This is a genomic window from Niabella yanshanensis, assembly GCF_034424215.1.
Taxonomy (GTDB): domain Bacteria; phylum Bacteroidota; class Bacteroidia; order Chitinophagales; family Chitinophagaceae; genus Niabella; species Niabella yanshanensis.
In genome coordinates this window covers 3032525-3057642 of record NZ_CP139960.1, presented here as the reverse complement: position 1 = coordinate 3057642, position 25118 = coordinate 3032525, and the positions used below count along the sequence as shown (strand labels likewise).

23 protein-coding genes are annotated in these 25118 nt (G+C 42.9%); 11 read left to right on the top strand and 12 right to left on the bottom strand.

Annotation, left to right across the window (positions count from 1 at the left end):
- Positions 1–3 precede the first annotated feature (3 nt).
- The 3 genes from U0035_RS12710 to U0035_RS12705 are packed head-to-tail and all read right to left on the bottom strand — an operon-like array spanning position 4 to position 1244.
- The gene (locus tag U0035_RS12710; RefSeq protein ID WP_114790156.1) at positions 4–549 is read right to left on the bottom strand and encodes a dihydrofolate reductase family protein; all 546 of its coding nucleotides are present in this window, start codon (positions 547–549) and stop codon (positions 4–6) included.
- A gap of 21 nt (positions 550–570) precedes the next feature.
- Positions 571–693 carry an SBBP repeat-containing protein gene (locus U0035_RS22965; RefSeq protein ID WP_114790487.1) on the bottom strand — a complete coding sequence of 41 codons (123 nt, stop codon included), beginning with the start codon at positions 691–693 and terminating at the stop codon, positions 571–573.
- Positions 642–1244, bottom strand: a complete 603-nt coding sequence (locus tag U0035_RS12705) for an NHL repeat-containing protein (protein ID WP_114790155.1) — start codon at positions 1242–1244, stop codon at positions 642–644. Before U0035_RS12705 ends, U0035_RS22965 begins: the two co-directional genes overlap by 52 nt.
- A 456-nt stretch (positions 1245–1700) precedes the next feature.
- Between U0035_RS12705 and DarG the strand changes: the two genes are divergently transcribed.
- Positions 1701–2099, top strand: coding sequence for a flexirubin biosynthesis protein DarG (DarG, locus tag U0035_RS12700; protein ID WP_114790154.1), 399 nt, complete (start codon positions 1701–1703; stop codon positions 2097–2099).
- A 54-nt stretch (positions 2100–2153) separates the two neighbouring features.
- The gene (gene darH / locus U0035_RS12695; RefSeq protein WP_245957665.1) at positions 2154–3200 is read left to right on the top strand and encodes a BtrH-related acyltransferase DarH; all 1047 of its coding nucleotides are present in this window, start codon (positions 2154–2156) and stop codon (positions 3198–3200) included.
- 77 nt (positions 3201–3277) lie between these two features.
- Here the strand turns inward: darH and U0035_RS12690 are convergent, their stop codons facing one another.
- Entirely contained in the window at positions 3278–4729 is a 1452-nt protein-coding gene (locus U0035_RS12690; RefSeq protein ID WP_114790153.1) for a TPM domain-containing protein, read from the bottom strand.
- A 93-nt stretch (positions 4730–4822) separates the two neighbouring features.
- On the opposite strand from U0035_RS12690, the gene U0035_RS12685 reads away from it, so the two are divergent.
- Together U0035_RS12685 and U0035_RS12680 are read left to right on the top strand one after the other, a co-directional pair.
- Positions 4823–5902 (top strand): DUF2891 domain-containing protein, encoded by a 1080-nt coding sequence (locus tag U0035_RS12685; RefSeq protein WP_114790152.1) that lies wholly within the window; start codon positions 4823–4825, stop codon positions 5900–5902.
- 287 nt (positions 5903–6189) lie between these two features.
- Positions 6190–6411, top strand: coding sequence for a TFIIB-type zinc ribbon-containing protein (locus U0035_RS12680; protein ID WP_245957663.1), 222 nt, complete (start codon positions 6190–6192; stop codon positions 6409–6411).
- Between the two features lie 121 nt (positions 6412–6532).
- Here the strand turns inward: U0035_RS12680 and katG are convergent, their stop codons facing one another.
- The 3 genes from katG to U0035_RS12665 form a co-directional block, all read right to left on the bottom strand.
- Positions 6533–8806: a catalase/peroxidase HPI gene (gene katG / locus U0035_RS12675; RefSeq protein ID WP_114790150.1), complete on the bottom strand. Its 2274-nt coding sequence runs from the start codon at positions 8804–8806 to the stop codon at positions 6533–6535.
- Positions 8807–9041: 235 nt separating this feature from the next.
- The gene (locus U0035_RS12670; protein WP_114790149.1) at positions 9042–9302 is read right to left on the bottom strand and encodes a phosphopantetheine-binding protein; all 261 of its coding nucleotides are present in this window, start codon (positions 9300–9302) and stop codon (positions 9042–9044) included.
- Between the two features lie 2 nt (positions 9303–9304).
- Positions 9305–10522: a beta-ketoacyl-[acyl-carrier-protein] synthase family protein gene (locus U0035_RS12665; RefSeq protein WP_114790148.1), complete on the bottom strand. Its 1218-nt coding sequence runs from the start codon at positions 10520–10522 to the stop codon at positions 9305–9307.
- Between the two features lie 276 nt (positions 10523–10798).
- Between U0035_RS12665 and U0035_RS12660 the strand changes: the two genes are divergently transcribed.
- A complete protein-coding gene (locus U0035_RS12660) occupies positions 10799–11482 on the top strand; it encodes an SIMPL domain-containing protein (RefSeq protein ID WP_114790147.1) in 684 nt (227 codons plus the stop codon).
- A 70-nt stretch (positions 11483–11552) separates the two neighbouring features.
- Here the strand turns inward: U0035_RS12660 and U0035_RS12655 are convergent, their stop codons facing one another.
- Entirely contained in the window at positions 11553–12158 is a 606-nt protein-coding gene (locus tag U0035_RS12655) for a superoxide dismutase (RefSeq protein ID WP_114790146.1), read from the bottom strand.
- A 185-nt stretch (positions 12159–12343) separates the two neighbouring features.
- On the opposite strand from U0035_RS12655, the gene U0035_RS12650 reads away from it, so the two are divergent.
- Positions 12344–15535: a SusC/RagA family TonB-linked outer membrane protein gene (locus tag U0035_RS12650; protein ID WP_114790145.1), complete on the top strand. Its 3192-nt coding sequence runs from the start codon at positions 12344–12346 to the stop codon at positions 15533–15535.
- A 20-nt stretch (positions 15536–15555) separates the two neighbouring features.
- Entirely contained in the window at positions 15556–17031 is a 1476-nt protein-coding gene (locus U0035_RS12645) for a RagB/SusD family nutrient uptake outer membrane protein (RefSeq protein WP_114790144.1), read from the top strand.
- Between the two features lie 28 nt (positions 17032–17059).
- On the opposite strand, the gene U0035_RS12640 is transcribed toward U0035_RS12645, so the two are convergent.
- On the bottom strand, positions 17060–17497 hold the full coding sequence (locus tag U0035_RS12640; RefSeq protein WP_114790143.1) for a nucleoside deaminase: 438 nt from the start codon (positions 17495–17497) through the stop codon (positions 17060–17062).
- 82 nt (positions 17498–17579) lie between these two features.
- Between U0035_RS12640 and U0035_RS12635 the strand changes: the two genes are divergently transcribed.
- From U0035_RS12635 to U0035_RS12625, 3 genes are all read left to right on the top strand, one after another.
- Positions 17580–18953 (top strand): aldehyde dehydrogenase, encoded by a 1374-nt coding sequence (locus U0035_RS12635; RefSeq protein WP_114790142.1) that lies wholly within the window; start codon positions 17580–17582, stop codon positions 18951–18953.
- Positions 18954–18963: 10 nt separating this feature from the next.
- The gene (locus tag U0035_RS12630) at positions 18964–20070 is read left to right on the top strand and encodes a hypothetical protein (RefSeq protein WP_162817801.1); all 1107 of its coding nucleotides are present in this window, start codon (positions 18964–18966) and stop codon (positions 20068–20070) included.
- A gap of 195 nt (positions 20071–20265) precedes the next feature.
- Positions 20266–20907, top strand: coding sequence for a DinB family protein (locus U0035_RS12625; RefSeq protein ID WP_211316377.1), 642 nt, complete (start codon positions 20266–20268; stop codon positions 20905–20907).
- A 2-nt stretch (positions 20908–20909) separates the two neighbouring features.
- On the opposite strand, the gene U0035_RS12620 is transcribed toward U0035_RS12625, so the two are convergent.
- From U0035_RS12620 to U0035_RS12610, 3 genes are all read right to left on the bottom strand, one after another.
- On the bottom strand, positions 20910–21668 hold the full coding sequence (locus tag U0035_RS12620; protein ID WP_114790140.1) for a DUF3575 domain-containing protein: 759 nt from the start codon (positions 21666–21668) through the stop codon (positions 20910–20912).
- Between the two features lie 46 nt (positions 21669–21714).
- Entirely contained in the window at positions 21715–23493 is a 1779-nt protein-coding gene (locus tag U0035_RS12615; RefSeq protein ID WP_114790484.1) for a MutS-related protein, read from the bottom strand.
- Between the two features lie 120 nt (positions 23494–23613).
- On the bottom strand, positions 23614–23862 hold the full coding sequence (locus U0035_RS12610) for a VF530 family protein (RefSeq protein ID WP_114790483.1): 249 nt from the start codon (positions 23860–23862) through the stop codon (positions 23614–23616).
- Positions 23863–24287: 425 nt separating this feature from the next.
- Between U0035_RS12610 and U0035_RS12605 the strand changes: the two genes are divergently transcribed.
- Positions 24288–25016: an acyl-CoA desaturase gene (locus tag U0035_RS12605; RefSeq protein ID WP_114790138.1), complete on the top strand. Its 729-nt coding sequence runs from the start codon at positions 24288–24290 to the stop codon at positions 25014–25016.
- Positions 25017–25118 lie beyond the last annotated feature (102 nt).

Below are 25118 nucleotides of genomic sequence, written 5' to 3'. Positions count from 1 at the left end.
CAACTACTGCGGTTCATAGATCAATTGTACCACACCCGATTTAAACACATTGGTTTGGATCAGTTTTAAGGCAATCCTGTCTTTTAAATCTTCAAACAAAGGTTTGCCGGCTCCCAGCACAACGGGGTGAACGGATATGCGGTACCTGTCGATCAACCCTTCCCGGATAAAAGTTTTTATAAGGCTGGCGCCGCCGTATAGCCAGATGTCTTTTCCTTCTCCATTTTTAACGGATGATACCGCAGCCGCTATGTCTGACTGAATAAATGTGGCTTTCTCATCTTCCCTGTTTTGACCGGAGAATACATATTTTTTCTTTTCATGCACCGCCTTCCACAGACTTTGTTCTGCCTCCGATGCATCGGCAGCAGGTTGGTAATTTCCCCAGGCATCATAACTCACCCTGCCATAAAAGATGGTATCTATGCCTGCTAAAAACCCATCAAAATCCATGTCATCATCCATAATACACCAATCAATTTCTCCGTTAGGTCCTTCAATAAACCCATCCAGGCTTACAGCCAGGTCCAGTATAACTTTTTTCGCCATGATACAATTTTATTTATTCTTCTATCTTTTAAAATTTTTGGTGCTATTGCCCAGCATGTCGCCAACATAAATATTGCCTTCCCTATCTGATGTCAGATCATGATACCAGGTGGTACTACCATTATAAAGCCCACTCCGGCCAATCCTTGTTTGTACCTTGCCTGTGTCGTATCTAAAATTAAAAGATCAGATCCCTGGTGTTTAAAGTTTAAAAAAGCAATATCATCAGATGCCAGTAGCTGCGATCGCTGCGGATCAAAATCAACCGAATTGACCGCTCCCCGGTTGCCTGATAATTGCTTTATAAATCTTCCGGTAGCGCTAAATACCTGTATCCTGCTATTTTCCCGGTCTGCCATATAAATCAATCCATTACGATCAGGGGCAATCCCATGAGGAATGTTAAACTCACCGGCTTTGTACCCTTTTTTGCCCCATTCCAGTAAATACTTACCATTAGCAGTAAACCTCATTATCCCGCGGTTTCCGTAACCATCACTTACATAAAACGTTCCATCATCGGCAATTGCAACACCCGTAGGCATATTAAAATGATTACTGTCAGTACCTGCAACGCCGGTTTCACCCAGCTGTAGCAAAAGCCGGCCTGCATTGTTAAACTTAAATACCTGATGTAAGCTCACATCTGTCATCCAGATATTGTTATCATGGTCTACCGTCAGGCCATGAGGCATTATAAACAGATTGCCACCCAGCTCTTAAGGAGGCGGCCGTTATCCAGTTTTTGTCTAACTGATATATTGTTTTAGTATCAGCCCCTGCCTCTTTTAAGTGCTGCAGCCCCAACGCAATGAGTAACAAAGCAGTTATTCCTGATAGGATATATATGATTTTTTTTAGTCATAAGGTATATAGTTCAAAGAAAGATCAATTGCCTCTTCCGTCCAAAATTTCGAACAGAACTTTAGGTTCCGGTGTAGGCCGGTTTCTTACGAATAGGCTGGCTATCAGCCCCAAAGCTGCTGAATAACAACACATATGATAGATCTTTAGGTAAGAATATCAGTAAGCCGCATAGTGGCGGCATATTTAGTTATACGTAGGTCTTGTACAACCACAACGGGCATCCCCTATTTCAGCTATCTTCATTTCACCAAATTTTATTAGCTTGCCCCGGTAAAAATCTCTCCATGAAAAAAGACGAAATTCCTCAGGATGACGGCGCTTTGGGCCGCATAGCGAAAGAAGTGACTTACGTGGTGGGTGCAGATGGAAAATATGAAACCGCCCAAAGTTCAGGCTGGGATGTAAAGACGGATGCTTTAAATGTGGCCTGGGATGAGGTAAACAGTAAGATTGAGGCTGCCCGTCAAAAAGTGCTGCGTGGTGAAGCCAGTCCTGTATTGTACTTCATGGAAAAAAAGATCATGGACCTTTCCATATTATCGGCCTATACCGGTTTTTGGAAATGGACCATCAAAAAACATTTGAAACCTTCTGTGTTTAATAAACTTCCGGAGGAAAAACTGAAAAAATATGCAGCGCTTTTTGAAGTAAGCGTGGAAGAGTTGAAGAAACCATTTGGTTGATCATTTATTATTCATCAGCCGGCCTTTAAATTAAAAACAAGAAATCAAAATATTTTGGACTCCATTAATCAATCAACCGTAGCAAATGGTTTTCATCATTTGCAGGCAGCTCACTGCGAAAACGGGGTAACTACTGCTTTATTAAAACATTACGGTGTTCATAAACTCACCGAGCCCATGGCATTTGGTATCGGCTCCGGCCTTTTTTATATCCAGCTACCTTTTATGAAAGTAAATGGAGGACCGGCTATTTCTTTCAGAACTATGCCGGGTCTCATTTTTAAACGTACCTGTAAGGCGTTGGACATACCAGTAACGCGCAGGAAATATGTATCTCCTCAAAAAGCGATGCAGGAACTGGACGAACGACTTATAGCTGGTAAACCCACTGCCTGCCAGGTAGGGGTTTTTTACCTCACCTATTTTCCCAAAGAATATCGCTTTCATTTTAACGCACACAATTTAATTGTGGTAGACAAACAAGGCGATGAGTATATTATCAGTGACCCTATTATGGAAACCCTGGTTTCTATGAACAGCTATGAATTGCAAAGGGTGCGTTTTGCAAAAGGTGCATTTGCGCCGAGGGGGCAAATGTATTATCCCGGCGATGATCTTAAAGAGGCTACGGATGAGCAAATACGCAGGGGTATCATTTCAGGTATTAAACGCAATTGCCGGGATATGTTGATGATTCCTGGTTCTTTTGGAGGAGCCAAGGGAATTGCTTACACCGGAAGGCAAATTAAAGGGTGGAAGAACAAGCTGGGTGATGAAAAAGCCCGCGGTTACCTGGCGCAGCTGGTGCGTATGCAGGAAGAGATTGGCACCGGTGGCGGCGGCTTCCGCTTTATTTACGGGGCTTTTCTACAACAGGCACATGCTTATCTGCCCATTGATGAACTGCTGCAAATATCCCAACAGATTACGGCTACCGGAGACAAGTGGCGCGATGCGGCGATCCAGGCCTCCGGTATATACAAAGGCAGGCTGGGCACTCAGGCAGATTATGATAATATGGGCGACCGGTTGATTGAGATATCTGAGTTAGAAAAAATGGCCTTCAAAAGTTTAAAGGAAGCCATTAAAAAAGCGAAATAAAAATGGAGTGTATCACTATATAAAGCGCCCGCAACTGATTCAGGTGTGGGCGCTTATATGCTTAATAATGTGTGCTGTTACCAGCTTCCTCCAGCCCCACCCCCGCCGCTGCGACCGCCACCCCAGCTACCACTGCTTCCGGAAGAGCCGCTGCGGGAGCCGCCCGAACCTGATGAAGAGCTTTTTTGCAACTTCGGAAGTACAACGGTGCCGAATGACTGTTTATAATTGCAAAAGGTACAATCCTGTATTTTTTCTCCCAGTCCGGTTGAGCTGTAAGTTGCGGCCCTGATCGTTTTAGTATGCACCTTATTGAGCGTGCGGTTTTCACACCGCGGGCAGTCTTCATATCTTCTGTATTTTCTGCCATTCCATTTTACCAGCTGTATGGATGCATCGTCCGGTTGTTGCCATATTTCATAGCTAACCGATTTTATTTTTTCTTCCTGTATTTGTCCCTCGCTGAGATAGGCCGTTATGCCCTTGATTTCATCCCGGTTAAGTCGTACCCATTTGCCTGAATCATCGGGTGGCTGTAGCCTGAGTTGTAACCGGCTTTTTCTTCTGAGATACCCGATCAAAAAGACAAGCAATAAAGGGCAGATCAGCATCAGCAGCCAATACCGTTTTTCGTAACGTCCTAAAGCGGCAACAATATTTGCTTCATCTTTATAGGAATTGAGAATATGCTGCCGCTGGCTGATGTATTTTGAAAGCAGGAAGATCGTGCCTAACAGAAACGCAATCCAGGGTAAAGCCTGAAAGCTAAATAGCTTTTTCATGTTAACACCGAAAAAAGCTACTATGAAAATGCCAAAAAAAACAATAATAAATACTACGGCGCACCCGCCAACGAAATCCCTGTAATTATTCTTCCCGGCTAATGGGGGAATATGTTTGAAAGAAGATAGCCAGTAAAATATGGCCACAAATACCAGTATGATAATGGCGGCAGACAGGAGATGATCTCCATTCTTATATAAGAATGAATTTTTTTGTGCTTCCGCTTTTAACTCCTTTATGATTTCAGGATTTTCTAAAACGTTTTTGATAGCGTTCATAGCGTCAATAATCCCACCGCCATAATCACCTTCCTTAAATTTTGGTACCAGGTAGCGGTCACCAATAATACCTAATGTCACGTCGGGCAGCGATCCTTCCATGCCATAGCCTGTAATAAACTGGTACTTGCGCCGGTCCCTGGCTATAAATACCAACAAGCCGTTATTATTACCCGCTTTGCCGATGCCCCAGTGGTTAAACAGGTCGTAAGCAAAATCAAAATCACTGTCTCCTTCAAAATCATCAATGGCAACAATAGCTACTTCAGCCGAGCTCTGACGCTCAATGTCTGTACAAATCTGGTTAAGGGTATCTACGGTGGTTAGTCCCAGAATGCCGTTGGGGTCACTTACAAATGAGTGCTGTCCTTGCTTTTTAGGATCGGGAATGGTTTCAATAGTATATTGACTAAAACCGCTGATGGTAATCAACAGGAAGAGGGTAGCGAGAAGCTTATGTTTAATCATAATGGTATTGACTGCTCAAAGAGGGCACAATTTATTATTTTTAGTGGATTGAACCGATCCCATACAGTACAATAATAATTGAATCATTGATCAATGAAAAAGATTTTAACACTGATCCTCCTCTTAACTACCATAAATGGCTTTTCTCAAAATAAGCTTACGGAAGCAGTGGCTGCCCGGTTAAGCCAATTGCCGTTACATTGTATTCCTACGGAATTTCCTAATAAAACTTCCCACTTAAGCGATGGTCCTGAAGATGCCGGGCTACTACCCCATGAGCTGCACCCGGTATTTTATGGCTGCCTGGACTGGCACAGTAGTGTGCACGGCCACTGGATGCTCATCAGGTTGCTGAAGCAGTTTCCGCAATTGACAGGCAGAGACAGCATTATACAGGTATTGGAGCAATCGTTTCAAAAAGATAAAATGGAGCAGGAAGCGGCTTATTTCGGTAAATACACTGCGTCTAAAGGTTATGAAAGAACCTATGGCTGGGCCTGGTTATTGAAGCTCGATGAAGAGTTATTCACCTGGAGTGATCCGCTGGGTAGAAAATGGCATGAAGCGATGCAGCCCCTTACGCAAAAAATAGAATCGTTGTGGAAGGAATTTTTACCCAAGCAAACCTATCCTAACAGAACCGGTGTACATGGTAACACCGCATTCGGGCTTTGTTTTGCGTTGGATTGGGCCCGGGCTAAAAAAGACACGGCTTTTGAGCGGCTGATCATTCAACGTTCAAAAGACTTTTATTTAACCAATAAAGCCATACCCGCACACCTGGAGCCGGATGGGGCTGATTTTTTCTCCCCCAGCCTGATGGCTGCAGATCTGATGCAACGGATTTTATCACAAACTGCATTTGTAAAATGGTTGGATGCTTACTTCACTACAGCCGGCATTCAACGGATTTGTAAAGCGCCCACCATCAGCGACCGTAACGATTACCAGATCGTGCACCTGGATGGACTTAGCTTTAGCCGTGCCTGGTGCATGAAGGGCATTGCGCAAAAATTACCTGCTCAACATCGTTATAAGAATCTGTTTAAAAACACAGCGCAGCATTTCTTAAATGAATCCCTGCCTAAAATATTCAGCGGTGGTTATGGCGGTGAGCATTGGCTGGCTTCTTTTGCGGTATATGCGTTAGCTGTTCGTTCATATACGCTTTGAAAGAAGCAAAATGATTCGACCGAAAGCAATGAGTAATCGGGTGTTGACGTAACTACAGGAGCTTGTTTTAAGTTGTATAAACGAATTCATCAAAACTTTAAGACGCTGCAGCAAACAATAATGACCGGAGGTTGTTGCATACTTACGGTATACCTTAGTAGCAGGTGGTTGGAATTATTTTAATAAGCACTGTATTATTACAATACAGCAATATTACTTTTTAATTTAGTTGAATTACAGATAAATAGCCAGATATGAGATGTCCGAATTGTAACATAAATCTTGTGATGGCCGATAGAAGCGGCGTTGAAATTGATTATTGCCCTGAATGTCGTGGTGTATGGCTGGATCGCGGAGAGCTTGATAAGATCATCGATCGCTCATCTCAAAGTAGCTCAGGCGGACAGTCGGGTAATTATTACCACGACAAAAAATACGATCAAAACAGGAATAGCTACCCGCAAAAAAAGAAAAAAGATTCTTTTTTTGGTGATTTATTTGATTTTTAATTGCCTTTGTGTTGATAGGAGAATAGTGGTAAGAAGTGGATTGCGTGTTAATCGGACTTATAGCCCAAAAAAGCCGCAGCAGTAACCTGCTACGGCCTATCATAAACATCGAGAGTAATTTTTATTTGAGGTCAAACCTGTCAAGGTTCATCACCTTGTTCCAGGCGGCCACAAAATCCTTTACAAATTTATCTTTTCCGTCGGAACTTCCATATACTTCTGCAATAGCTCGCAATTCGGCGTTAGAACCTAATACCAGGTCGGCACGTGTGGCAGTCCATTTAGCAGCGCCGGTTACCCGGTCTGTTCCTTCATATAACTCACGATCCTGTGATGCTGCTTTCCATGCTGTGTTCATATCCAGCAGGTTCACAAAGAAATCATTGGAGAGTTGCCCTGGCTTATCGGTAAATACACCATGCGCTGATCCGTCGAAGTTGGTATTTAATACGCGCAGGCCTCCTATTAATACAGTAAGCTCGGGCGCTGTTAATGTCAGGAGCTGTGCCTTGTCTATCAGTAAAGATTCGGTGGTTGCCCCTGATTTGTATTTGCGGTAATTGCGGAATCCGTCTGCCAAAGGCTCCAGGTAAGCTACTGATTCTACGTCCGTTTGTTCCTGGGTGGCGTCTGCTCGACCCCCTGTAAACGGAACCTGTATATCATGTCCTGCATCTTTAGCTGCTTTTTCTATTGCAGCAGCTCCTGCTAAAACGATAAGATCGGCAATGGATACTTTTTTGCCGGCTGCGGCCAGGCTGTTGAACTCTTTTTGAATGCCTTCCAGTACCCCTAATACTTTTTGCAATTGAGCAGGATTATTGGCCTGCCAGTACCGTTGCGGCGCCAGGCGAATACGCGCCCCGTTAGCGCCCCCTCTTTTATCAGACCCGCGGAATGTAGAAGCCGATGCCCATGCCGTGGCAACCAGCTCAGATACGGTTAATCCCGACTCCAGTATTTTAGTTTTCAACGAAGCGATGTCGTTGTCATCAACCAAAGCATGGTCAACTTCCGGTATAGGATCCTGCCAAAGCAATACTTCCGCAGGTACATCTGCACCCAGGTAGCGGGCACGCGGCCCCATATCACGATGGGTTAACTTAAACCAGGCTCTTGCAAAGGCATCTGAGAAAGCGTCTGGATCAGCCAAAAACTTCCTGGATATTTTTTCGTAAACCGGGTCAAATCTTAAAGACAGATCTGTAGTCAGCATGGTTGGCTTTTGCTTTTTACCTGAATCAAACGCATGCGGAATGATATCGTCTGCATCTTTTGCTACCCATTGGTGGGCGCCACCCGGGCTTTTGGTTAATTCCCATTCAAAGCCAAACAGGTTCTCAAAAAAGTTGTTGCTCCATTGTGTAGGGGTGGTGGTCCAGGTTACTTCCAGTCCGCTGGTAATAGTATCAGCACCTTTACCGCTGCCGAAGCTATTGCTCCAGCCCAGGCCCTGTTGCTCCAGTCCCGCGGCTTCGGGTTCTTTGCCTACGTTGGAGGAAGGAGCTGCTCCATGTGTTTTTCCAAAACTATGACCTCCGGCAATCAGGGCTACGGTTTCTTCATCATTCATAGCCATGCGACCAAAAGTATCACGTATATCTTTTGCTGCAGCAATAGGGTCGGGATTGCCATCCGGGCCTTCAGGATTTACATAAATCAAACCCATGTGGGCTGCTGCAAGCGGTTCTTCCAGGTGACGGGAATGAACAGCTCCCGAGGGATTTTCATCAGAAGATACGACGCCGTGGTCTTTCTCTGGCCCTTCAACGCCTGATGCATACCGCTCTTCATTGCCCAGCCAGGTGCTTTCCGCTCCCCAGTATACATCTTCATCGGGCTCCCAAACATCAGCCCGGCCACCGGCAAAGCCAAAGGTTTTAAAGCCCATCGACTCAAGTGCCACATTACCCGTAAGTATCAGCAGATCGGCCCATGATATTTTATTGCCATATTTCTGTTTAACAGGCCAGAGCAGCCGGCGTGCTTTATCCAGGCTCACATTGTCGGGCCAGCTATTTAACGGTGCAAAACGTTGCTGACCGGAGCCTGCGCCACCACGTCCGTCGAAAACCCGGTAGGTACCGGCGCTATGCCAGGCCATACGTATAAATAAGGGGCCGTAGTGGCCGAAATCTGCCGGCCACCAATCCTGCGAGTCGGTCATTAAGGCGTGAAGATCTTTTTTTACCGCCTCAAGGTCCAGGCTTTTAAAAGCTTCGGCATAATTAAATTCACCGTCCATTGGGTTCGACAAGGAAGAATGCTGCCTGAGTATGTTCAGTTTTAACTGGTTGGGCCACCAATCCCTGTTTTTGGTTCCTCCACCGCCTGTGTTTTGTTTTAAAGTGCCGTTGTGAAACGGGCATTTGCTGATGTCGTTAGAATGTTCCATTTTATAAGTTTTCGCGATTGAATAAATTGGTAAGCAGCATGCTGATTTTCAGCCAGACAAACTTATGACAACACAAGTATAATTAAAATCGATTAAATCTATTTTTCTATAGTTTTAACCTATTGAGAAATTTAATAAGAAGACAAAAATGGACGGGATTATAAAACGCAGCACGGTTCCTGCGCTTGCAAGGCGTGATCCGGTAAGGTAGAATGTTTAAAACGTAAAGAAAAAATTAAGAAACGGTTTCTTTCTTCTTTATCTGGGCTTGTATATAGTTGTAAAAATCCTCGAAGGTAACCAGGGGTAAAAAGTCTCCGGGCTGTACTTTGAAGTGAAAATTGTTTTCAAGGGCTACCACCAGGTCGATATAATCCAGGCTGTCCAGGTCCAATACCTCTTTAAGGCTGGCTTCGGGGGTTATTAATGAAGCGTCCGCCTCAAATTCTTCAACCAAAAACGCGTTAGTTCTCTCAATTATTTCCTGCATTTCCATATTTACCACTTTTTGACGATTAGGGTAGAGTTAGTTCCCCCAAACCCAAAAGAATTCGACAAAAATACATTTATATTTTTGTCTGTGGTATTTTTTATGATATTGAGGTGCTGCGTGTCCTCGTCAGGATTCTCAAAATTGATATTAGGGGCAATGAAATTATTTTGCATCATCAGAGAGGAGTAAATGATCTCGCTGGCGCCTGCCATCCAGCATTCGTGGCCAGTCATTGATTTAGTGGAACTTACGGGGGTGTGAGCAGTCCCAAACACCTGGTGTATGGCCTGGGCTTCGCTGGCATCACCGGCTGGAGTACTGGTAGCATGCGCATTGATGTAGTCTATTGCTTCCGGCTCCAACCCTGCATCATTCAGCGCCATTTTCAATGATTTCGCCGGACCCGCCACGGTGGGATTGCTGATATGTTCTCCGTTAGATGAGAAACCGTAACCTATGATTTCACCGATAATAGGAGCCCCGCGTTTTTGAGCACTTTCCAGGCTTTCGATTACCACCGTAGCTGCACCACCACTGGGAATCAATCCATCACGATTTTTATCAAAGGGCCGGCTGGCACGTTCCGGATCCGCCTCTTTTACAGAAAATGCACCCAACGCGTCAAAAGTACCCATAGAAAGATGGTTAATTTCCTGTGCGCCACCGGCAATAATGCAATTTTGTAAACCCATTTTTATCAACACATACGCTAATCCTATAGCGTGCGAGCCGCTGGCACAGGCAGCGCTTACTGTTAAATTGATCCCTTTCAATTTAAAAATAGTAGAAAGGTTCATGGTTACGGTAGAGTTCAGGGTCTGGAATACCGCTGCCGAACCTACCAGCATGGTATCTTTCTTCTCCCGGATGAGGTCGGTTGATTCTATTACAGCCTTAGCTGAGCTATCGTTGCCATATAAAATACCGGGTTGTACTTCAGCGATGTACGATTCACCGATGCCGGCATTCTTCAAAGCTTCTATAGTGGCCATATAGGCATATTCTCCCTCTTCCGGCAACATAATACGCGAACGCCGGTCGAGCAAACCTTTTAACGAAGGCCGGTCCACCCAGCCTGTCAGGGCCGAACGATACCCAAACTCTTTTCGTACCGGGTCGAAAATAATACCCGATCGGCCGGTTTTCAGCGATTCCGTTACTTCCTGCAGGTTTTTGCCAATGCAGGAATAAATACCCATACCTGTGATTACCACTCTGTTCATAAATACAAAAGTAATGTATGATGTACGATATTCGACGTATGATGTGCGATACACGGTGTACAATGTACGGTATGCGATATATGGTGTACGATTTACGAGTATGATATACATACATCGAACATTGTAGATCATACCAAAAAGGTTGCATGCTGTTTTCGATTTTATAAAGAATTATGAATTAAAGCCTTAAAGCCTAAAGTTTTGCAAAGAGCTGTGTAACCAGGTCTTTCTTTTCATCTTAATAGCAAATTATTGATCATTTTAAAATCTTATCACATGAAACAAATTTTAACCGCACTGGCGTTTTTCTTCTCATTAACCGCTTTTGCACAAATGGGCGAAAAAAACTTTATTGACAAAAACTATATTGAGGTAACCGGTAAGGCAGAAATGGAGTTTACACCTGATAAAATATTTATCCAGGTGCTGCTTACTGAAAAGGACAGTAAAAATAAAAATGCAATACTTGAGCAGGAGAAACAAATGTTGCAAAAGCTGCAGTCCTTAGGTATTGATATCAAAAAAGATGTTATGATTAAAGATCTGGCCAGTAACCTGAAAACCGGGTTCCTGTCGAAAGACGTATTATTAAGCAAGCAATACCAGGTTATTGTGCACGACGGGAAAACGGCCGGCCAGGTATTTTTGGCGCTGGAAGAAATAGGCATTTCCAATGCCAGCATTGAAAAACTGGAAAGCAGTAAAATAGAAGAGTACCGCCAGCAGGTAAAAATAAAAGCGATTAAAGCGGCGAAAGACAAGGCGGCCCTGCTTTGCGAAAGCATTGGTCAGAAAGCCGGTAAGGCCTTATACATACAGGAGCAGCAAATTTTTGAACGTCCTTATGCCATGGCAAACGTGATGATGAAACAGGCAGACGCTGTGGGCGGAGCGGCCGATCTGAATTTCGAAAACCTGAAAGTGGAAGCTACCGTAATGTGCCGTTTTGAGATTTTGTAGATCCGTTGTTTTACATGAAAAGAGCCCGTAGTTTTAAATTACGGGCTCTTTTAATATATTAAGCAGGAACTTATTTAGCGGCTTCAAACTTTTCAGCCACTTTATCCCAGTTTACAACGCTCCAGATTGCCTGAAGATAGGCCGGGCGTTTGTTCTGGTATTTCAGGTAGTAAGCATGTTCCCATACGTCAATACCCAAAATTGGCGTGCCTTTTACCTCGGCAACGTCCATCAAAGGGTTATCCTGGTTAGGCGTAGAAGTTACTTCCAGTTTGCCATCTTTTACAATAATCCAGGCCCAGCCACTACCAAAACGTGTAGCGCCTGCTGTGCTTACTTTTTCTTTTAAAGCATCCAGCGAACCAAACGCCTCGTTAATAGCATCAGCTAATGCACCTGTTGGTTCTGTAGCACCTCCCGGAGTTAATATCTCCCAGAAAAAAGTATGGTTCCAATGTCCGCCACCATTATTTCTTACGGCCGGGGAAATGCTGCCTGCACTTTTAACCAAGTCTTCCAACGACTTGTCAGCATGTTCTGTCCCGTCAATTGCTTTATTTAAATTATCTACATAAGCCTGGTGATGCTTATCGTGATGTATTTCCATTGTTTGCGCGTCGATATGTGGTTCCAATGCTTCTTTTGCATACGGAAGGGCTGGTAAGGTAAAAGCCATGATTGTTCAATTTTATATTATGATTAAAAAAATAAATGATTGCCTGGCAATATAACAAATTTAGAACGAGATAGTTGAAATTTATTGTGTGAAAAGGCGCAAATACTATTCCAAAATGGATCGACAGGTTTTATCATTTTAATAAGTTATATTTAACATATCCTTAAACCTAAAAATCTGCGTCTATGAAGGGAAAAATTCTGTCTTTTTTTTTCGTGGTGTTTTGTTGTTATCCTCTTGTTCTGCCGGCGCAAACACGGCAGGTAACGGGAACTGTAAGAAACAGCGCCGGGGAACCGGTTGTTAATGCAACGGTGAGTCAAAAAGGATCCAATAATTCTACTGTCGCCGGTGAAGACGGGCGGTTCACACTTACAGTCACTGGTGTAAATGTTATACTTACCCTATCTGCAGTTAATTATCAGAATACAGAAATTAATGCCGGCACTCAGTCTGCTTTTGAGGTAACGCTTTTGGAAAGTACAGGAACCAAAATGGACGAAGTATTTGTAGTGGCTTATGGTACGGCTAAAAAGAGTACTTACACAGGGGCGGCTACGGTAATAAATGCATCCAAAATAAAGGATGTGCCGACTACTTCTTTTGAAAACGCGCTCAACGGTCGGGTAGCTGGGCTACAAATTACCCAAACCTCGGGGCAGGCGGGCTCGGCACCCGCGTTGCGTATCCGGGGTATTGGGTCCATGAATGCGTCGAACGATCCGCTGTACGTGTTAGATGGCGTGCCGATCGTTTCGGAGTCGGTAGGCCAAATGGGTAGCTATTTGAATACTACCAATAATATAATGGCCAATATCAACCCTGATGATATCGAATCAATCACTGTTTTGAAAGACGCTGCAGCCTCCTCTTTGTATGGATCCAGGGCGGCAAATGGAGTGGTTATTATCAACACTAAAAAAGGAAAAATAGGCGCTCCTGTTATCAGCTTTAAAACTTCTTTAGGTATTACTCCCACCTGGGCTACGGACAATTATGAAGCTGCCGGTGTTCAGGAACAAATAAATATGCTGTACCAGGTGTTTTATGATCTGAATATCACGGGCGGCAAAACACCTGAAGCAGCCAATACCGATGCTTTGTCAAGGCTGAATAGCCGATTTAACCGACATGGCTACCGGTTTGAAACATCTGGTACAGACAGATATCAGAACGTGGCGATTTTGGGAATGACTGATGGTATAGAAAATCGGGAAGGCCGTTATTTTAACTGGGATGACGTATTGTTCAGAACAGGCTTTTTTACTACCAATGATCTTTCTGTTAGTGGAGGAACAGATAAAACAAAGTATTACTCCTCATTGTCATATACACAGGATAAAAGCAGGGTGGCAGTTAATGAATTTCAGCGTATTGCAGGCCGGCTGAATTTAACTCAAAAAATAGGAAGCCGGTTAGAACTGGAAAGCAATATAGGTATTTCAAAAAATGATAAATCGGGCTTTAACGACAGTAGAAGTACCGGTTCTAACTACATGCTACAATCGCGCAATCTGTTATGGCCTGTTTATTGGCCCACTGATTATAAAACAGGCTTACCTTTTACTGCCCGCTTTGGCAGCCTTGCTCAAAACAATGTTTACTACGACAACGAGTGGGATAATACGGCAGGAACCTTAAATATTTCCGCGGTTGAGGCTTTAACCGTAAATATACTTTCCGGACTTACCGCCAAATCTATTTTCTCCTACAATAATTCGCAGATTAAAGAACATCTCTACTACAGCGCGTTGCATTTTAGCGGTGTTGCTCCTGTTAACGGCCAGGTACATGAGTTAAGTACCAACATTAACAAGATGGTGAGCTCTACCACATTAAACTACAACAAAGCAATTCATCAACATAGTATTGGTGTGCTGGCAGGTTACGAGGCCGAGAAAAATCTAACCGATTTTATGCGTTCCAGTGGTAATAATTTACCATCCAGTTCTTTGCCAACCGTAGTAACAGCGGGTACTACCAATGCCAGTGCTTATAACTGGGGTTATAATATGCAGTCATTTCTGTCACGTGCCGAATATAATTTTTCAGAAAAATACTTCTTCTCTGCGTCCTATCGCCGTGATGGAAACTCGCGCTTCGGCCCGGTAAACAGATGGGCGAACTTTTGGTCTGTAGGTGGCGCATGGAATATTTTTAAAGAAGATTTTTTAAAGGAAAACGAGCTATTGAATGAGCTTAGAATCAGAGGCTCTTACGGTACCAACGCTACAACACCATCTGCGAACTACGGCTGGAGAACTTTACTTTCTTTTACAGACAAGTATATGGAACAGCCCGGTGGCAGTATCGTTTCCATAGCCGATTCAGGTCTTGCGTGGGAAACCAACTATAATACAAACCTTGCTATTGAGTTTGGTTTACTGGAAAGAAGGGTAACAGGATCCATTGAGTATTTTAACAGAGATTCCAGAAACCTCTTAATGGATGTACCTATTTCCATGGTAACGGGTCTTCCCAGTACATTAAAAAATGTTGGCGAGATCAATAACAGAGGTATAGAGTGGAACCTGGGTGTGGATATTGTAAGAAAAGAACATCTTAAATGGAGTGTGGGACTAAATGGAACCATCATGAATTCGAAGGTTACAAAATTAAACAGGCAAGAAGGTGCGTCGGTTGGTCAGGACATTATTTGGAACGACCCCACGGGCAATGACGCCAGAGCGCAGTTTATTTACCGCGAGGGGCAGTCTATGTTGGCTTTTTATGGATTTGAGTGGGCGGGTGTTGATCCAACAAACGGTAAAAATGTTTGGTACATCAACGATCCCAATAGCCCCACAACCGGAGATTTTGAATTTAATGGACGGGGAGCAACCTATACTTATAGCAAGGCCAATCGCATTATCATCGGAAATGGTACTCCAAAAATGTTTGGTGGTTTTACATCAGACCTGGAGTATAAAGGCATATCGCTGAATTTAAACTTTATTTACAAACTGGGAGGGGACTTATACGATGGCGCTTACAAAGATGTGGCCGATGATGGATATTATTGGGAAAGAATACGCTCGCAGGACTATTATGATAACATGTGGACGGACAATAATACTTCAGGAACCTTACCCAAGCTAAGTGGCAATGATCTCACAGACCCCATGCAATATAGCACACGCCAGCTTCATGACGCCTCCTTCCTAAGATTGAAAAACGCAACTCTTGCTTATCGACTACCTGGTAACTTGCTGGGCGGCATAGGTGTTCGCAATGCAAGAGTTTTTGTGAATGGAACTAATTTATTCACCGCAGCCAAATACAAATTGGCCGACCCTGAGGTAAACCAGTTTGCTACACGTGGATGGGAAATTCCATTTGCAAAAACCTACACTTTTGGTATTGAAGTAAGTTTCTGATCCCCTAAAATTGAATTAATATGAACTACAGTAATATAAAAATATTATCCATTATAGTCGCCATGCTCTTGCTTTCCGCCTGTGGAAAAGGTTTTTTAGATGTAAAGCCAACGAATTCAGTTCCTGCTGCAACTGCCATAAAAACAGTGGCCGATGCACGGGTAGCTGTCAACGGAATCATGCGGAATATGACTAATTCCAATTACTATGGCCGTAATTTTATTTTGTATGGAGATGTAAGAGGTGGCGATATGACTCTTTACTCGCAGGGTAGGGGTTTGGATGCTTTGTACACTTTCAACCATACGGTGAGCGCCAACAATTTTAGTGGTTTTTGGTCCACTATTTACAATAATATTCTACAGGCCAATAACCTTATTTTTAATATTAATAAATTAAAAGCCGAAGGCTCTATCGAAAATTTCGACAGCTTTTTAGGGCAGGCATTAACTGCCCGCGCGCTCATGTATTTTGATTTGGTGCGTATTTATGGAAAATCCTACACCGATGATAAGTCTGCCTGGGGAGTACCCCAACCCCTGGAGCCATTGCCGGAATCGGCTCAGCCGCTTCGATCTACGGTGAATGATAACTATATGCAAATTTTAAAAGATCTAACAGATGCAGCACCGCTACTGCCTAAAACAAAATCCAATGGTTACCTAAACTACTACGGTAACAGAGCGATTCAGGCAAGAGTGTATTTAACCATGGGCGACTTGCCTGCCGCTCTTACAGCAGCAGAAGATGTAATCAATAATGGGGGTTACACGTTGTATAACCGTACCAATTGGGTTAGCTCCTGGGCTACACAATTTGGATCAGAATCCATTTTTGAATTAGGAATTTTTCCCAATGAAGGCGATTTGACTACTGCTTCTTTAAGCTTTTATTTAAGAAGAAGGGCACATGGAAATTCGGCGGCATTGGGCTTTTTTGGGGCCAGCGATTATTTTTTAAACCGCCTAAAACAAGATGCTACAGATGTAAGATGGGGCATTATGCTGGCCGATGAAATATCTACCACTGCTAATCCGAGGTTAGGAGCATCTTATAAATACAGTGGTACCACTACACTATCCGGAGATGGCAAATCGGCATCTACCACGGCAGTAAACATCAAAGTAATCCGGTCTTCTGAAATGTACCTGATCGCAGCCGAAGCCGCTTTTCCAACGGATAAAACCAAAGCGGCTACTTATTTAAATGCCATTCGTAGCCGTGCTCCCGCACTTGCCCCTGCTACTGCGGCTACTGTTACACTTGATATGATACTGGATGAAAGGAGTAAAGAACTATTTTCAGAAGGACAGCGCTATTTTGATATGCTTCGCTTAAACAGGCCCATTACTTTTAATGATGAGATTTTAGGATTGACCATTCCCACTCGTCCTAAAACAATAGACAGGAGTTTTGAAAAAGCGATATTACCCATCCCTATAGGCGAAATAAATGCCAACCCCGGGATAGAAAAGCAACAAAATCCGGGATACTAATATTCAAAGGCAGTCGAAAAGGCTGCCTTTATCTTTTACCCTTAAAAAACGCCTTCATCAAGGCAGCGCACTCATCGGCCATAATACCCGTGGTAATTTCGGTTTTTGGATGAAAAGGAGATATCGCTGGTTGAATGCGGGTGTAACCGTTTTTAGGGTCGGAAGCACCCCACACCACTCTTTTTATTTTGCTCCAGTATAAAGCGCCGGAGCACATTACGCAGGGCTCAACTGTTACATATAAGGTAGCCTCCGGCAAATATTTGGCGCCGATCTCACTAAAAGCCGATGTGAGCGCAATGATTTCCGCATGTGCTGTTGTATCGGTCAGCTTTTCCGTCATATTGCGGCCTCTTGCCAATATGCTGTTATTTTGAACTACTACTGCTCCAATGGGTATTTCGTCTTCCTCAAAAGCCAGGGCTGCTTCATTTAATGCCAGCTGCATAAAGTATTCGTCCGTCATTTATCGCTTGTTTTTTATCTTCAAACAAAAATAGATTAAAGCGTACCTATTCGCTTTAATTTTATCATCTTAATTCATTGCCATGAGCTATATACCCAAACTGGATTCTTTACGCCATTTCTTTAACAGCGGCGCTACGCAGGAATTGAGTTTTAGAAAAGAACAGTTAAAAAAGCTTAAGGAAACGATTATCAAATATGAACAGGAGCTGAATGAAGCGCTATATAAAGATCTGAGGAAAAATAAAGAGGAAGTGTGGATTACTGAAACAGGATTAGTGCTTTCGGAGATCAGTTATTTTTTAAAAAATATTGATGAGCTGGCCGAACCACAAAGAACAGCCACCAATTTATTAAACCTGCCAGGCAAAAGTTATATCATGTATGAACCATTGGGTGTGGTATTGATCATAGCACCCTGGAATTATCCCTTCCAATTGTCGCTAATTCCTCTGATAGGCGCCATAGCCGCCGGCAACTGCGCAGTGCTAAAACCCAGCGAAGCAGCGATGGCCACCGAAGCCATTATTCGAAAAATACTCGCTGAAACATTTGCCCCCCAGTATATCAGCTTCGCCTCGGGCGATGGAGCGGTAGTGGTGCCGGATATGGTGCAGCGTTTCCGGTTCGATCATATTTTTTATACCGGTAGTACTGCGGTAGGCAGGGCGGTTTATAAACTGGCTGCAGAACAGCTGGTACCCGTAACATTAGAACTGGGAGGGAAAAGCCCCTGTATTGTCTCTGCAAAAGCCAACCTTAAACTGGCCGCCAAAAGGATTGCTATGGCAAAGTTCTCTAACGCAGGCCAGATGTGTATTACACCGGACTATTTGTTAGTGCATCAATCGGTTAAAGAAGCGTTTGTTGAAATATTAAAACAAACTATTACCCAATTTTATGGTGATCATCCCGTTGAAAGCTATGATTACGGGCGCATCATCAACAAAAAGCAGTTTGATCGGCTGATGGGTTACCTGCAAAGCAATATTGTACTGGCAGGCGGTACCCATAACGAAGAACTGCTTTATATAGCTCCTACGTTGATCGACTCACCAAAGATGGATGACCCTATTATGCAGGAAGAGATTTTTGGCCCCTTATTACCTGTTCTTACCTACACAGACGATGCTTTTGCGTTGGATGTGATCCATCATAATCCTAATCCCTTGGCTTTTTATGTTTTTACAGACGATAGTAAAGAAGCGGATTGGTGGCTGCGAAAAGTACCCGGCGGCGGCGCCTGTATTAATGCGGTGGCCATGCATTACCTGAATAAAAGCCTGCCGTTTGGCGGACGGGGTAATAGTGGAATTGGTCGTTATCATGGCAAATTTTCAATGGAAACTTTTAGCCATCCCAAAGCTGTTTTAAAAGCTGCTACCTGGCCCGATCTGCCAATGGCCTACCCTTCTTTTAAAGGACGGTTAGGCTTACTCAAAAAGATCTTTAAATAGAAGTGAATACATGAAAACACCTGTCTTTGTTCTCCTATTACTTCTGTACAAAATTGGTTGTTCTCAACCCGTTAAAAAGTATAGTTTTGAGATTAATCCTATGGCATTGTACGGTATTGAACAAACCACCGGAAAAATGCTTTTAGAGCGGCTTGACACTTTTGTGCTGGATATGAAGCGGGACATTTCACGTTCGGCTGTAATCAGGTACGATCCGGCGCATGATGGCTACGACTTTAGTTTTTTTTATGGTGCTGGTCGCAATGATTACTATAAGCCATTGCTGCTTATAGCGGAGAAGGCGGGAACAGGAAACTATTTAATAAAGCTGGCCTATATAAGGAATGACTCCGCAGGAATGAAAATGCAATTCATCTACAACCTATATGCTAAAAAAGAAAACGGGTTGTTCTTTTTTTATCCGGGATTGTACTATAATACCTTACAAATGAAAACGCATACAGAAGGAAATATCAGGTACAGGTACAAAGGCAACCTCAATATTGCCCGGTGTAAGGAAATGAATGCCATTAATAACCAGCTGGCGGCCCGGTTCAAAATGGAACCTGTAAAATTTGTTTACTACAAATTTAAAAATGCAAAAGAGTTGTTTAACGGTTTGGGTTTCGATTACATTTATAACATGTATTTAGACACCACAGGAGGTATGAGAAGCAATGCGACGGAGGCTGTTTATTGTGGTAATGATTCGGAAGTGTATACCCATGAAATAGTGCATTTATACACTGATAAGATTTGCAATAATGTTAATTCATTTGCTAACGAGGGGATCGCTACGTTGTTTGGCGGAAGTGGAAATATCTCTTATGCCAGCGGTGTAAAAATGATAGCGAAATATCTGTCCGAAAAGCCCGGTATAAATATCCTGGAGGCTTTATTGAATGATACACAAATAGATGGCAAACTGTCTATGAAATATTTTATCGGGGCGCTCATTTGTAAAAAAGTAAAAGACAAATTTGGAATGGAGGGCATAAAAAAATTGCTTTGTTCAGGGCATTCAGTTGATGGTTTTCTAAAAGTTACCCACGAGTTGATCGGCCTTAGCAAAGAGAACTTTAATGAATATATTTTAAAGGCAATAAAGGAGAACTAAGAATACAGAAAATTTTTATTTAACCGCCACGGCGCAAGGGCGCGATGTTTTTTCGGGTAATGTTCGTTTTTCTATGCGTCATAGTGTCCTGGGGGTTAAGCCCTCCGTACTGGATTAAAAGGGTGTGTGCCGGGAAAACTAACAGCTCTGAATGGTTGTATTTTTAGTATATTAGTAGTATTAAAGCACCTTTTTATGCATCGCAGAAACTTCCTGGTAAAAACGGCTCTGGCAGCTGGTGGTTTGAGCGCGTTCCCTTTCTTTGCTCATACGGCATCTTCACTCACCGTTCCCGATGAAATCATGATGATAGGGCCCAAAGAAGGCTATTCTCCCCAGGTGGGCACGCTGGTCTCCATGCTTAATTATAATCGTTCCACTATTGTCGGTATCACAAAAGGACTTGATATAGGGCAGCTCGATTACTTACATGATGCCAAAGCAAATACTATTGGCTCGCTGATTATGCACCTGGGGGCAACAGAAGTTTTTTACCAGGCCAATACTTTTGAGGGTAGGGATGATTTTAATGAGGCTGAAAAAAAATTATGGGATGACGCCATGAACCTGGGTGATGCCGGCCGTAAAAATATTAAAGGGCATGAGCTGAAATATTATATCGACCGGATAACAGAAGTGAGAGAGAAAACATTGCGCGAGCTGAAGAACAAAGACGATAAATGGTTAATGGAAATAGATAAAAAATGGTCCAATGAAAAAAGATCCATTAATACTTATTGGAAATGGTTTCATGTATGCGAACACGAATCCAATCACCGGGGGCAAATTGCCTGGCTAAAAAGCAGACTGCCCGGGGCAAAAGCAAGTGCCGATTAATTTTAAAATCTAAACGTTAATAAAAGCCCGGCTCTTACCCCTGCCCATGGCCCGCTCAGTTTTAAATTAGCCCCGTTGGCATTTACATCAACGGTTGTTTTGGTAAAAGGTATATCCAGGTCATTCTCCAGAGACTCCCGTATATCCTGTTGAACATCGGGATCGATAGGTTGATTGGAAATCCCGGTTATATGGCCTCTGCCGCCGCCAATATTAGGACCGAGTATCCACCAGTCCAGGCCAATGGCATTACTCAACATCCATTGCGCACCAATTAAAAAACCACCGGTATGCGATTTCAAATTTCCGGTAAGCTTAATCGAAATATCCTGATCAAAGTCTTCATAAGTGTAATGTAGTTCTTCTACATTATACTTTGCAAACCGATAGTAAGGCGCTATATAAAACCCTTGCCCGTACCCTTTCTTACCTAAATAAAACCTTACTTCAGGCGTAATCGCATAGTTACTGAATTTGGCCTGGTTGAAAGCGTCGGTAATAAGGGCATCTTCTTCTTTGATGACTTCTTTCCGGATGGCATTTTTAAACGGTAACGTAGAAGCCGGCATCAGCCTTCCCGAAAGGGCAACAGATACCCGCTTGTTAAGGATCCTTTCATACTGTATGGAATAGTTCTTTAGAAACGGGGATGTGAGATTTAGTTTAACCAGGCTGTTTTTTCCTGAATAGGCATTTCCCTCCTGCGCAGCAGACGGTAACATACCTGATACAAGAAAACAGATGAGCAGCAGGGGCCTCATAGTACAATAATTATATATGCTAAGATATCCAATTGTAATGGGACCTCTAAATTATTTCCATCTTCTTCATCAGGTAACTGGCACTTAAAGTATTACAAACGCCATCTTTCAGTTGATAATCAAATAATAATTCATCGTTAATGATGGCCGATTCAAAAGCTTTATTGGCAATGAAACCGGGATATTCTTTTATCAGGTCGGCTACCACAATATCATGAGTGGCTATAATGCCGAAAGTATCAAAGCCGGCCATTTTGCGAATAAGCCCGATGGTGCCGTTGCGTTTGTCATTGCTATTGGTGCCCCTTAAAATTTCGTCAAGTATTATAAAATGGCGCCGCCCGCTCTCCAGGCTCTTAATAATGGATTGCAGCCGCTTCAATTCAGCATAAAATAAAGATTCACTATCCTGCAAAGAGTCGGTGATACGCATGCTTACAAAAACGTCGAAAGGATAAAATTCAAACCGGGTGGCACAAACAGCAGATCCCGCTTTGGCCAGGACGAGGTTGGTACCCAGGGTTCTTAAAAAGGTACTTTTACCACTCATATTAGACCCCGTGAGAATAACAAACTTCTGATCGTTAAACAACACATCATTACAAACTCTTTTGTGCGGTTTAACGAGAATATGACCCAGGGCAGACGCACTGAACGCTGTTGTATCACTCAATTGAGGTGTACAAAATCCAGGATTATTATAGGACAGGTTGCCAAAACTGCCCAGGGCTTCAAATTTTCCTATTAACTGTAGCCAGCCTTTAATATGGTGTGCGTGCTGTTTTTTCCAGATGCCCAGCCGGTATAAAATATGCACATGGAAAAGAAAAAGTCCATTCAGCAGCAGGCTAACGACCAGGTTTACTACCGTTTCAAGGTAATTGAATAAGGAAGCCAGCTGACCAATAAGCTTTGACGCCGTTAACCCGTTTTTAGCTAATTGCTGCTGATATTGTTGCAACAGAGCAGATTGAAAATGTTCCTTTTCAATTAGCTTTAGCTGGTTACTATAGTTCTGTAATATTTTGGTCACCGAGGTTGAAACAGATAATTGAGCCGTTATTTTCCTTGAAAAGGAGAAAGCAATGATCAGGTTAACTACAAAAAGCTTCGAAAAAAGAGAGAAGGCGGATTCATTTTCTGTGGCTATATAATAAAACAGGCTACCCATGGTGGCCAGTGGAAAGATCATTAATCCGTAATACCAGGGCGTACTGATCAGCCGGGTATCGGAGTCGATCCATTGCATCAGCCGCTCCAGTTCTTTCTTTTTAGTCTCGTGCAAGCTTCCGTGTGCATACAGCTGCTGCCTGAAATCTATTTTCCCCGACAGCTCTTTGATCGCTTCCTGTTTTTCTCCAATAGCTTTAGTATCCGGATCCAGCAAATCACTGGCCAGGGCTTCCTTGCCAAACGAAGTGCTGCAACGGTTCAGGTAAGAGAACAACCCTCCTTCACTAAAAAGATCCAGGTCGTAAGAGTAAGGATGATGTGGGTCTTCATACTCATTACCTGTATCATAGCCCGGGCTATTGGTTTTTAAAAATGCATCTTCCCGTTCGTTCCATTGAGCCAATGCCAGGTAAAATTGCTTCTCCTGCTCCACGCGCCCATATTGCCTTACCAGCAATAAAAAAGCAGCGAAAAATAATAAGGCACCTATTACTGTAAAACCCGAACCTGTTTGAGCAAACAAGTAGATCAGGTATACAAATAATAGAAAACTCAACAATCGGACAAAGCTTAACCAACCCAGCTTTTGTTTGAGATCATTAAACTTTTTGTGAAATAGGGCAGCTTTCTCCTGGTAAATAGTCGGACTCATATACCGTAAAAATAAAGAATGCACGTAAGAATAAACAGGGCAAGTATAAGAACCAGTCATTTACCAGATTTGGAGCTGACTCAGGACGGGGGTGAATACGGACAAGCGTTGTAAAAATGCTTATCGAAGCCCCTTCTCCGCTTTCTTTTGTTGTCTTAATACATAGAGGTACAGGCTTTCAACTTTGGTTCTTGCCCAGGGCGTTTTTCGCAGGAATTTTAAAGAAGAGCTGATGCTCGGATTATCAGTAAAGCATTTGATACGTATTTGTTCTCCTAACTTTTCAAAACCCTGGTAATAAGCTATCAACTCTTCAAGAATAGTGTCCAGCCTTTTCCCGTGCAAAGGGTCTTTTGAACTGTGCTCCATCTTTTTTAGTAAAAGTAATGAAAGATTGTCGGTGTTTTGATTGATAGGGGCAACTCCGGTTTTCAGTAACACCATTCCTACTGAAGTGGAGGCTTACTCAACGTCTTTTTCTGCTACTCAATCAAACCTTTTATGCCTGTTAAATGTTGTGTATGCGGTTTTAAATATTATGCACCCATTATCGGTGAATAATCGCGGATATAAAAGGAATAAAGGTAAGAATGTTTGTATATTCGGCCCCGCGTATAAGACCGGGCGTTAAAAGCCCTGCGTATGTTTTTTTATTTACTTTTTTAATTTGCTTAAAGTAGCGTGTTCGTTTTCTTAAGATCCGGTAAAAGGTGCAATAACCGGCCTTTGAATATATCAGGGCCAGCCGACGGTTTAAAATCAACGCGTGATTACTGGAGGTTTAAACAAATTTAATGGCTGTTTTAATTTTCTTTTTGGCTCACTGGTTCTTATCTCTTTTCTGCCAGACGTTTTTTCTACACCGGTATGCTTCTCATAAAATGTTTACCATGAGTCATTTTTGGGAACGCTTTTTTTATGGATTTACCATTTTATTGCAGGGTTCTTCTTTTTTAAATCCCAGGGCTTATGCTATTATGCACCGGATGCATCATGCCTACAGTGATACCGAAAGAGATCCCCATTCCCCTCATTTTTTCAAAGATGTTTGGCAGATGACCATGCGTACAAAGGACATTTATTTGAATTATGCAAAGTATAAGGTCGAACCGGAAAAGCCATTCCAGGGAAACTATCCTGAGTGGCCTTTGATGGATAGAATCAGCAATATGTGGAGTGTAAGAATCTTGTTCGGAATCGGGTATTTGTTATTCTACATTTTTTTCGCGACCCAATGGTGGATGTTTTTATTATTGCCGATTCATTTTTTTATGGGCCCTATACACGGGGCTATTGTGAACTGGTGCGGGCATAAGTATGGTTATTCGAATTATGATAACCATGACCATAGTAAAAACTCATTGCCCCTCGACTTTTTACTGATGGGCGAGCTTTTTCAAAATAATCACCACAAGAGCCCCAATAGTGTAAATTTTGCCAAAAAATGGTTTGAATTTGATCCTACTTATCCTATTGTATTAGTACTGCACAAACTAAGGGTAATACGGTTAAGGCGGCAATAACCGGTATTTCGCACTGGCTCCTGAGTGATTACCGGCTTTAGATGCAGGGACCTCAGGTTACACTCATAAGACAAAAGATGAAAAGTTGTTCAAAAAAGTGGG

What these genes read in the sequence shown, in the direction of transcription:
- U0035_RS12680 (WP_245957663.1), top strand. Translation starts at nt 6,190, where the DNA reads ATGGCCGATAGAAGCGGCGTTGAAATTGATTATTGCCCTGAATGTCGT.
- U0035_RS12665 (WP_114790148.1), bottom strand. Translation starts at nt 10,522, where the DNA reads ATGAACAGAGTGGTAATCACAGGTATGGGTATTTATTCCTGCATTGGC.
- U0035_RS12685 (WP_114790152.1), top strand. Translation starts at nt 4,823, where the DNA reads ATGAAAAAGATTTTAACACTGATCCTCCTCTTAACTACCATAAATGGC.
- U0035_RS12645 (WP_114790144.1), top strand. Translation starts at nt 15,556, where the DNA reads ATGAACTACAGTAATATAAAAATATTATCCATTATAGTCGCCATGCTC.
- U0035_RS12625 (WP_211316377.1), top strand. Translation starts at nt 20,266, where the DNA reads ATGCATCGCAGAAACTTCCTGGTAAAAACGGCTCTGGCAGCTGGTGGT.
- U0035_RS12690 (WP_114790153.1), bottom strand. Translation starts at nt 4,729, where the DNA reads ATGATTAAACATAAGCTTCTCGCTACCCTCTTCCTGTTGATTACCATC.
- U0035_RS12705 (WP_114790155.1), bottom strand. Translation starts at nt 1,244, where the DNA reads ATGCCTCATGGCCTGACGGTAGACCATGATAACAATATCTGGATGACA.
- U0035_RS12710 (WP_114790156.1), bottom strand. Translation starts at nt 549, where the DNA reads ATGGCGAAAAAAGTTATACTGGACCTGGCTGTAAGCCTGGATGGGTTT.
- U0035_RS12640 (WP_114790143.1), bottom strand. Translation starts at nt 17,497, where the DNA reads ATGACGGACGAATACTTTATGCAGCTGGCATTAAATGAAGCAGCCCTG.
- U0035_RS12610 (WP_114790483.1), bottom strand. Translation starts at nt 23,862, where the DNA reads ATGGAGCACAGTTCAAAAGACCCTTTGCACGGGAAAAGGCTGGACACT.
- U0035_RS12650 (WP_114790145.1), top strand. Translation starts at nt 12,344, where the DNA reads ATGAAGGGAAAAATTCTGTCTTTTTTTTTCGTGGTGTTTTGTTGTTAT.
- katG (WP_114790150.1), bottom strand. Translation starts at nt 8,806, where the DNA reads ATGGAACATTCTAACGACATCAGCAAATGCCCGTTTCACAACGGCACT.
- U0035_RS12655 (WP_114790146.1), bottom strand. Translation starts at nt 12,158, where the DNA reads ATGGCTTTTACCTTACCAGCCCTTCCGTATGCAAAAGAAGCATTGGAA.
- U0035_RS12615 (WP_114790484.1), bottom strand. Translation starts at nt 23,493, where the DNA reads ATGAGTCCGACTATTTACCAGGAGAAAGCTGCCCTATTTCACAAAAAG.
- DarG (WP_114790154.1), top strand. Translation starts at nt 1,701, where the DNA reads ATGAAAAAAGACGAAATTCCTCAGGATGACGGCGCTTTGGGCCGCATA.
- U0035_RS12670 (WP_114790149.1), bottom strand. Translation starts at nt 9,302, where the DNA reads ATGGAAATGCAGGAAATAATTGAGAGAACTAACGCGTTTTTGGTTGAA.
- U0035_RS12660 (WP_114790147.1), top strand. Translation starts at nt 10,799, where the DNA reads ATGAAACAAATTTTAACCGCACTGGCGTTTTTCTTCTCATTAACCGCT.
- U0035_RS12605 (WP_114790138.1), top strand. Translation starts at nt 24,288, where the DNA reads ATGGCTGTTTTAATTTTCTTTTTGGCTCACTGGTTCTTATCTCTTTTC.
- U0035_RS12620 (WP_114790140.1), bottom strand. Translation starts at nt 21,668, where the DNA reads ATGAGGCCCCTGCTGCTCATCTGTTTTCTTGTATCAGGTATGTTACCG.
- U0035_RS12635 (WP_114790142.1), top strand. Translation starts at nt 17,580, where the DNA reads ATGAGCTATATACCCAAACTGGATTCTTTACGCCATTTCTTTAACAGC.
- U0035_RS12630 (WP_162817801.1), top strand. Translation starts at nt 18,964, where the DNA reads ATGAAAACACCTGTCTTTGTTCTCCTATTACTTCTGTACAAAATTGGT.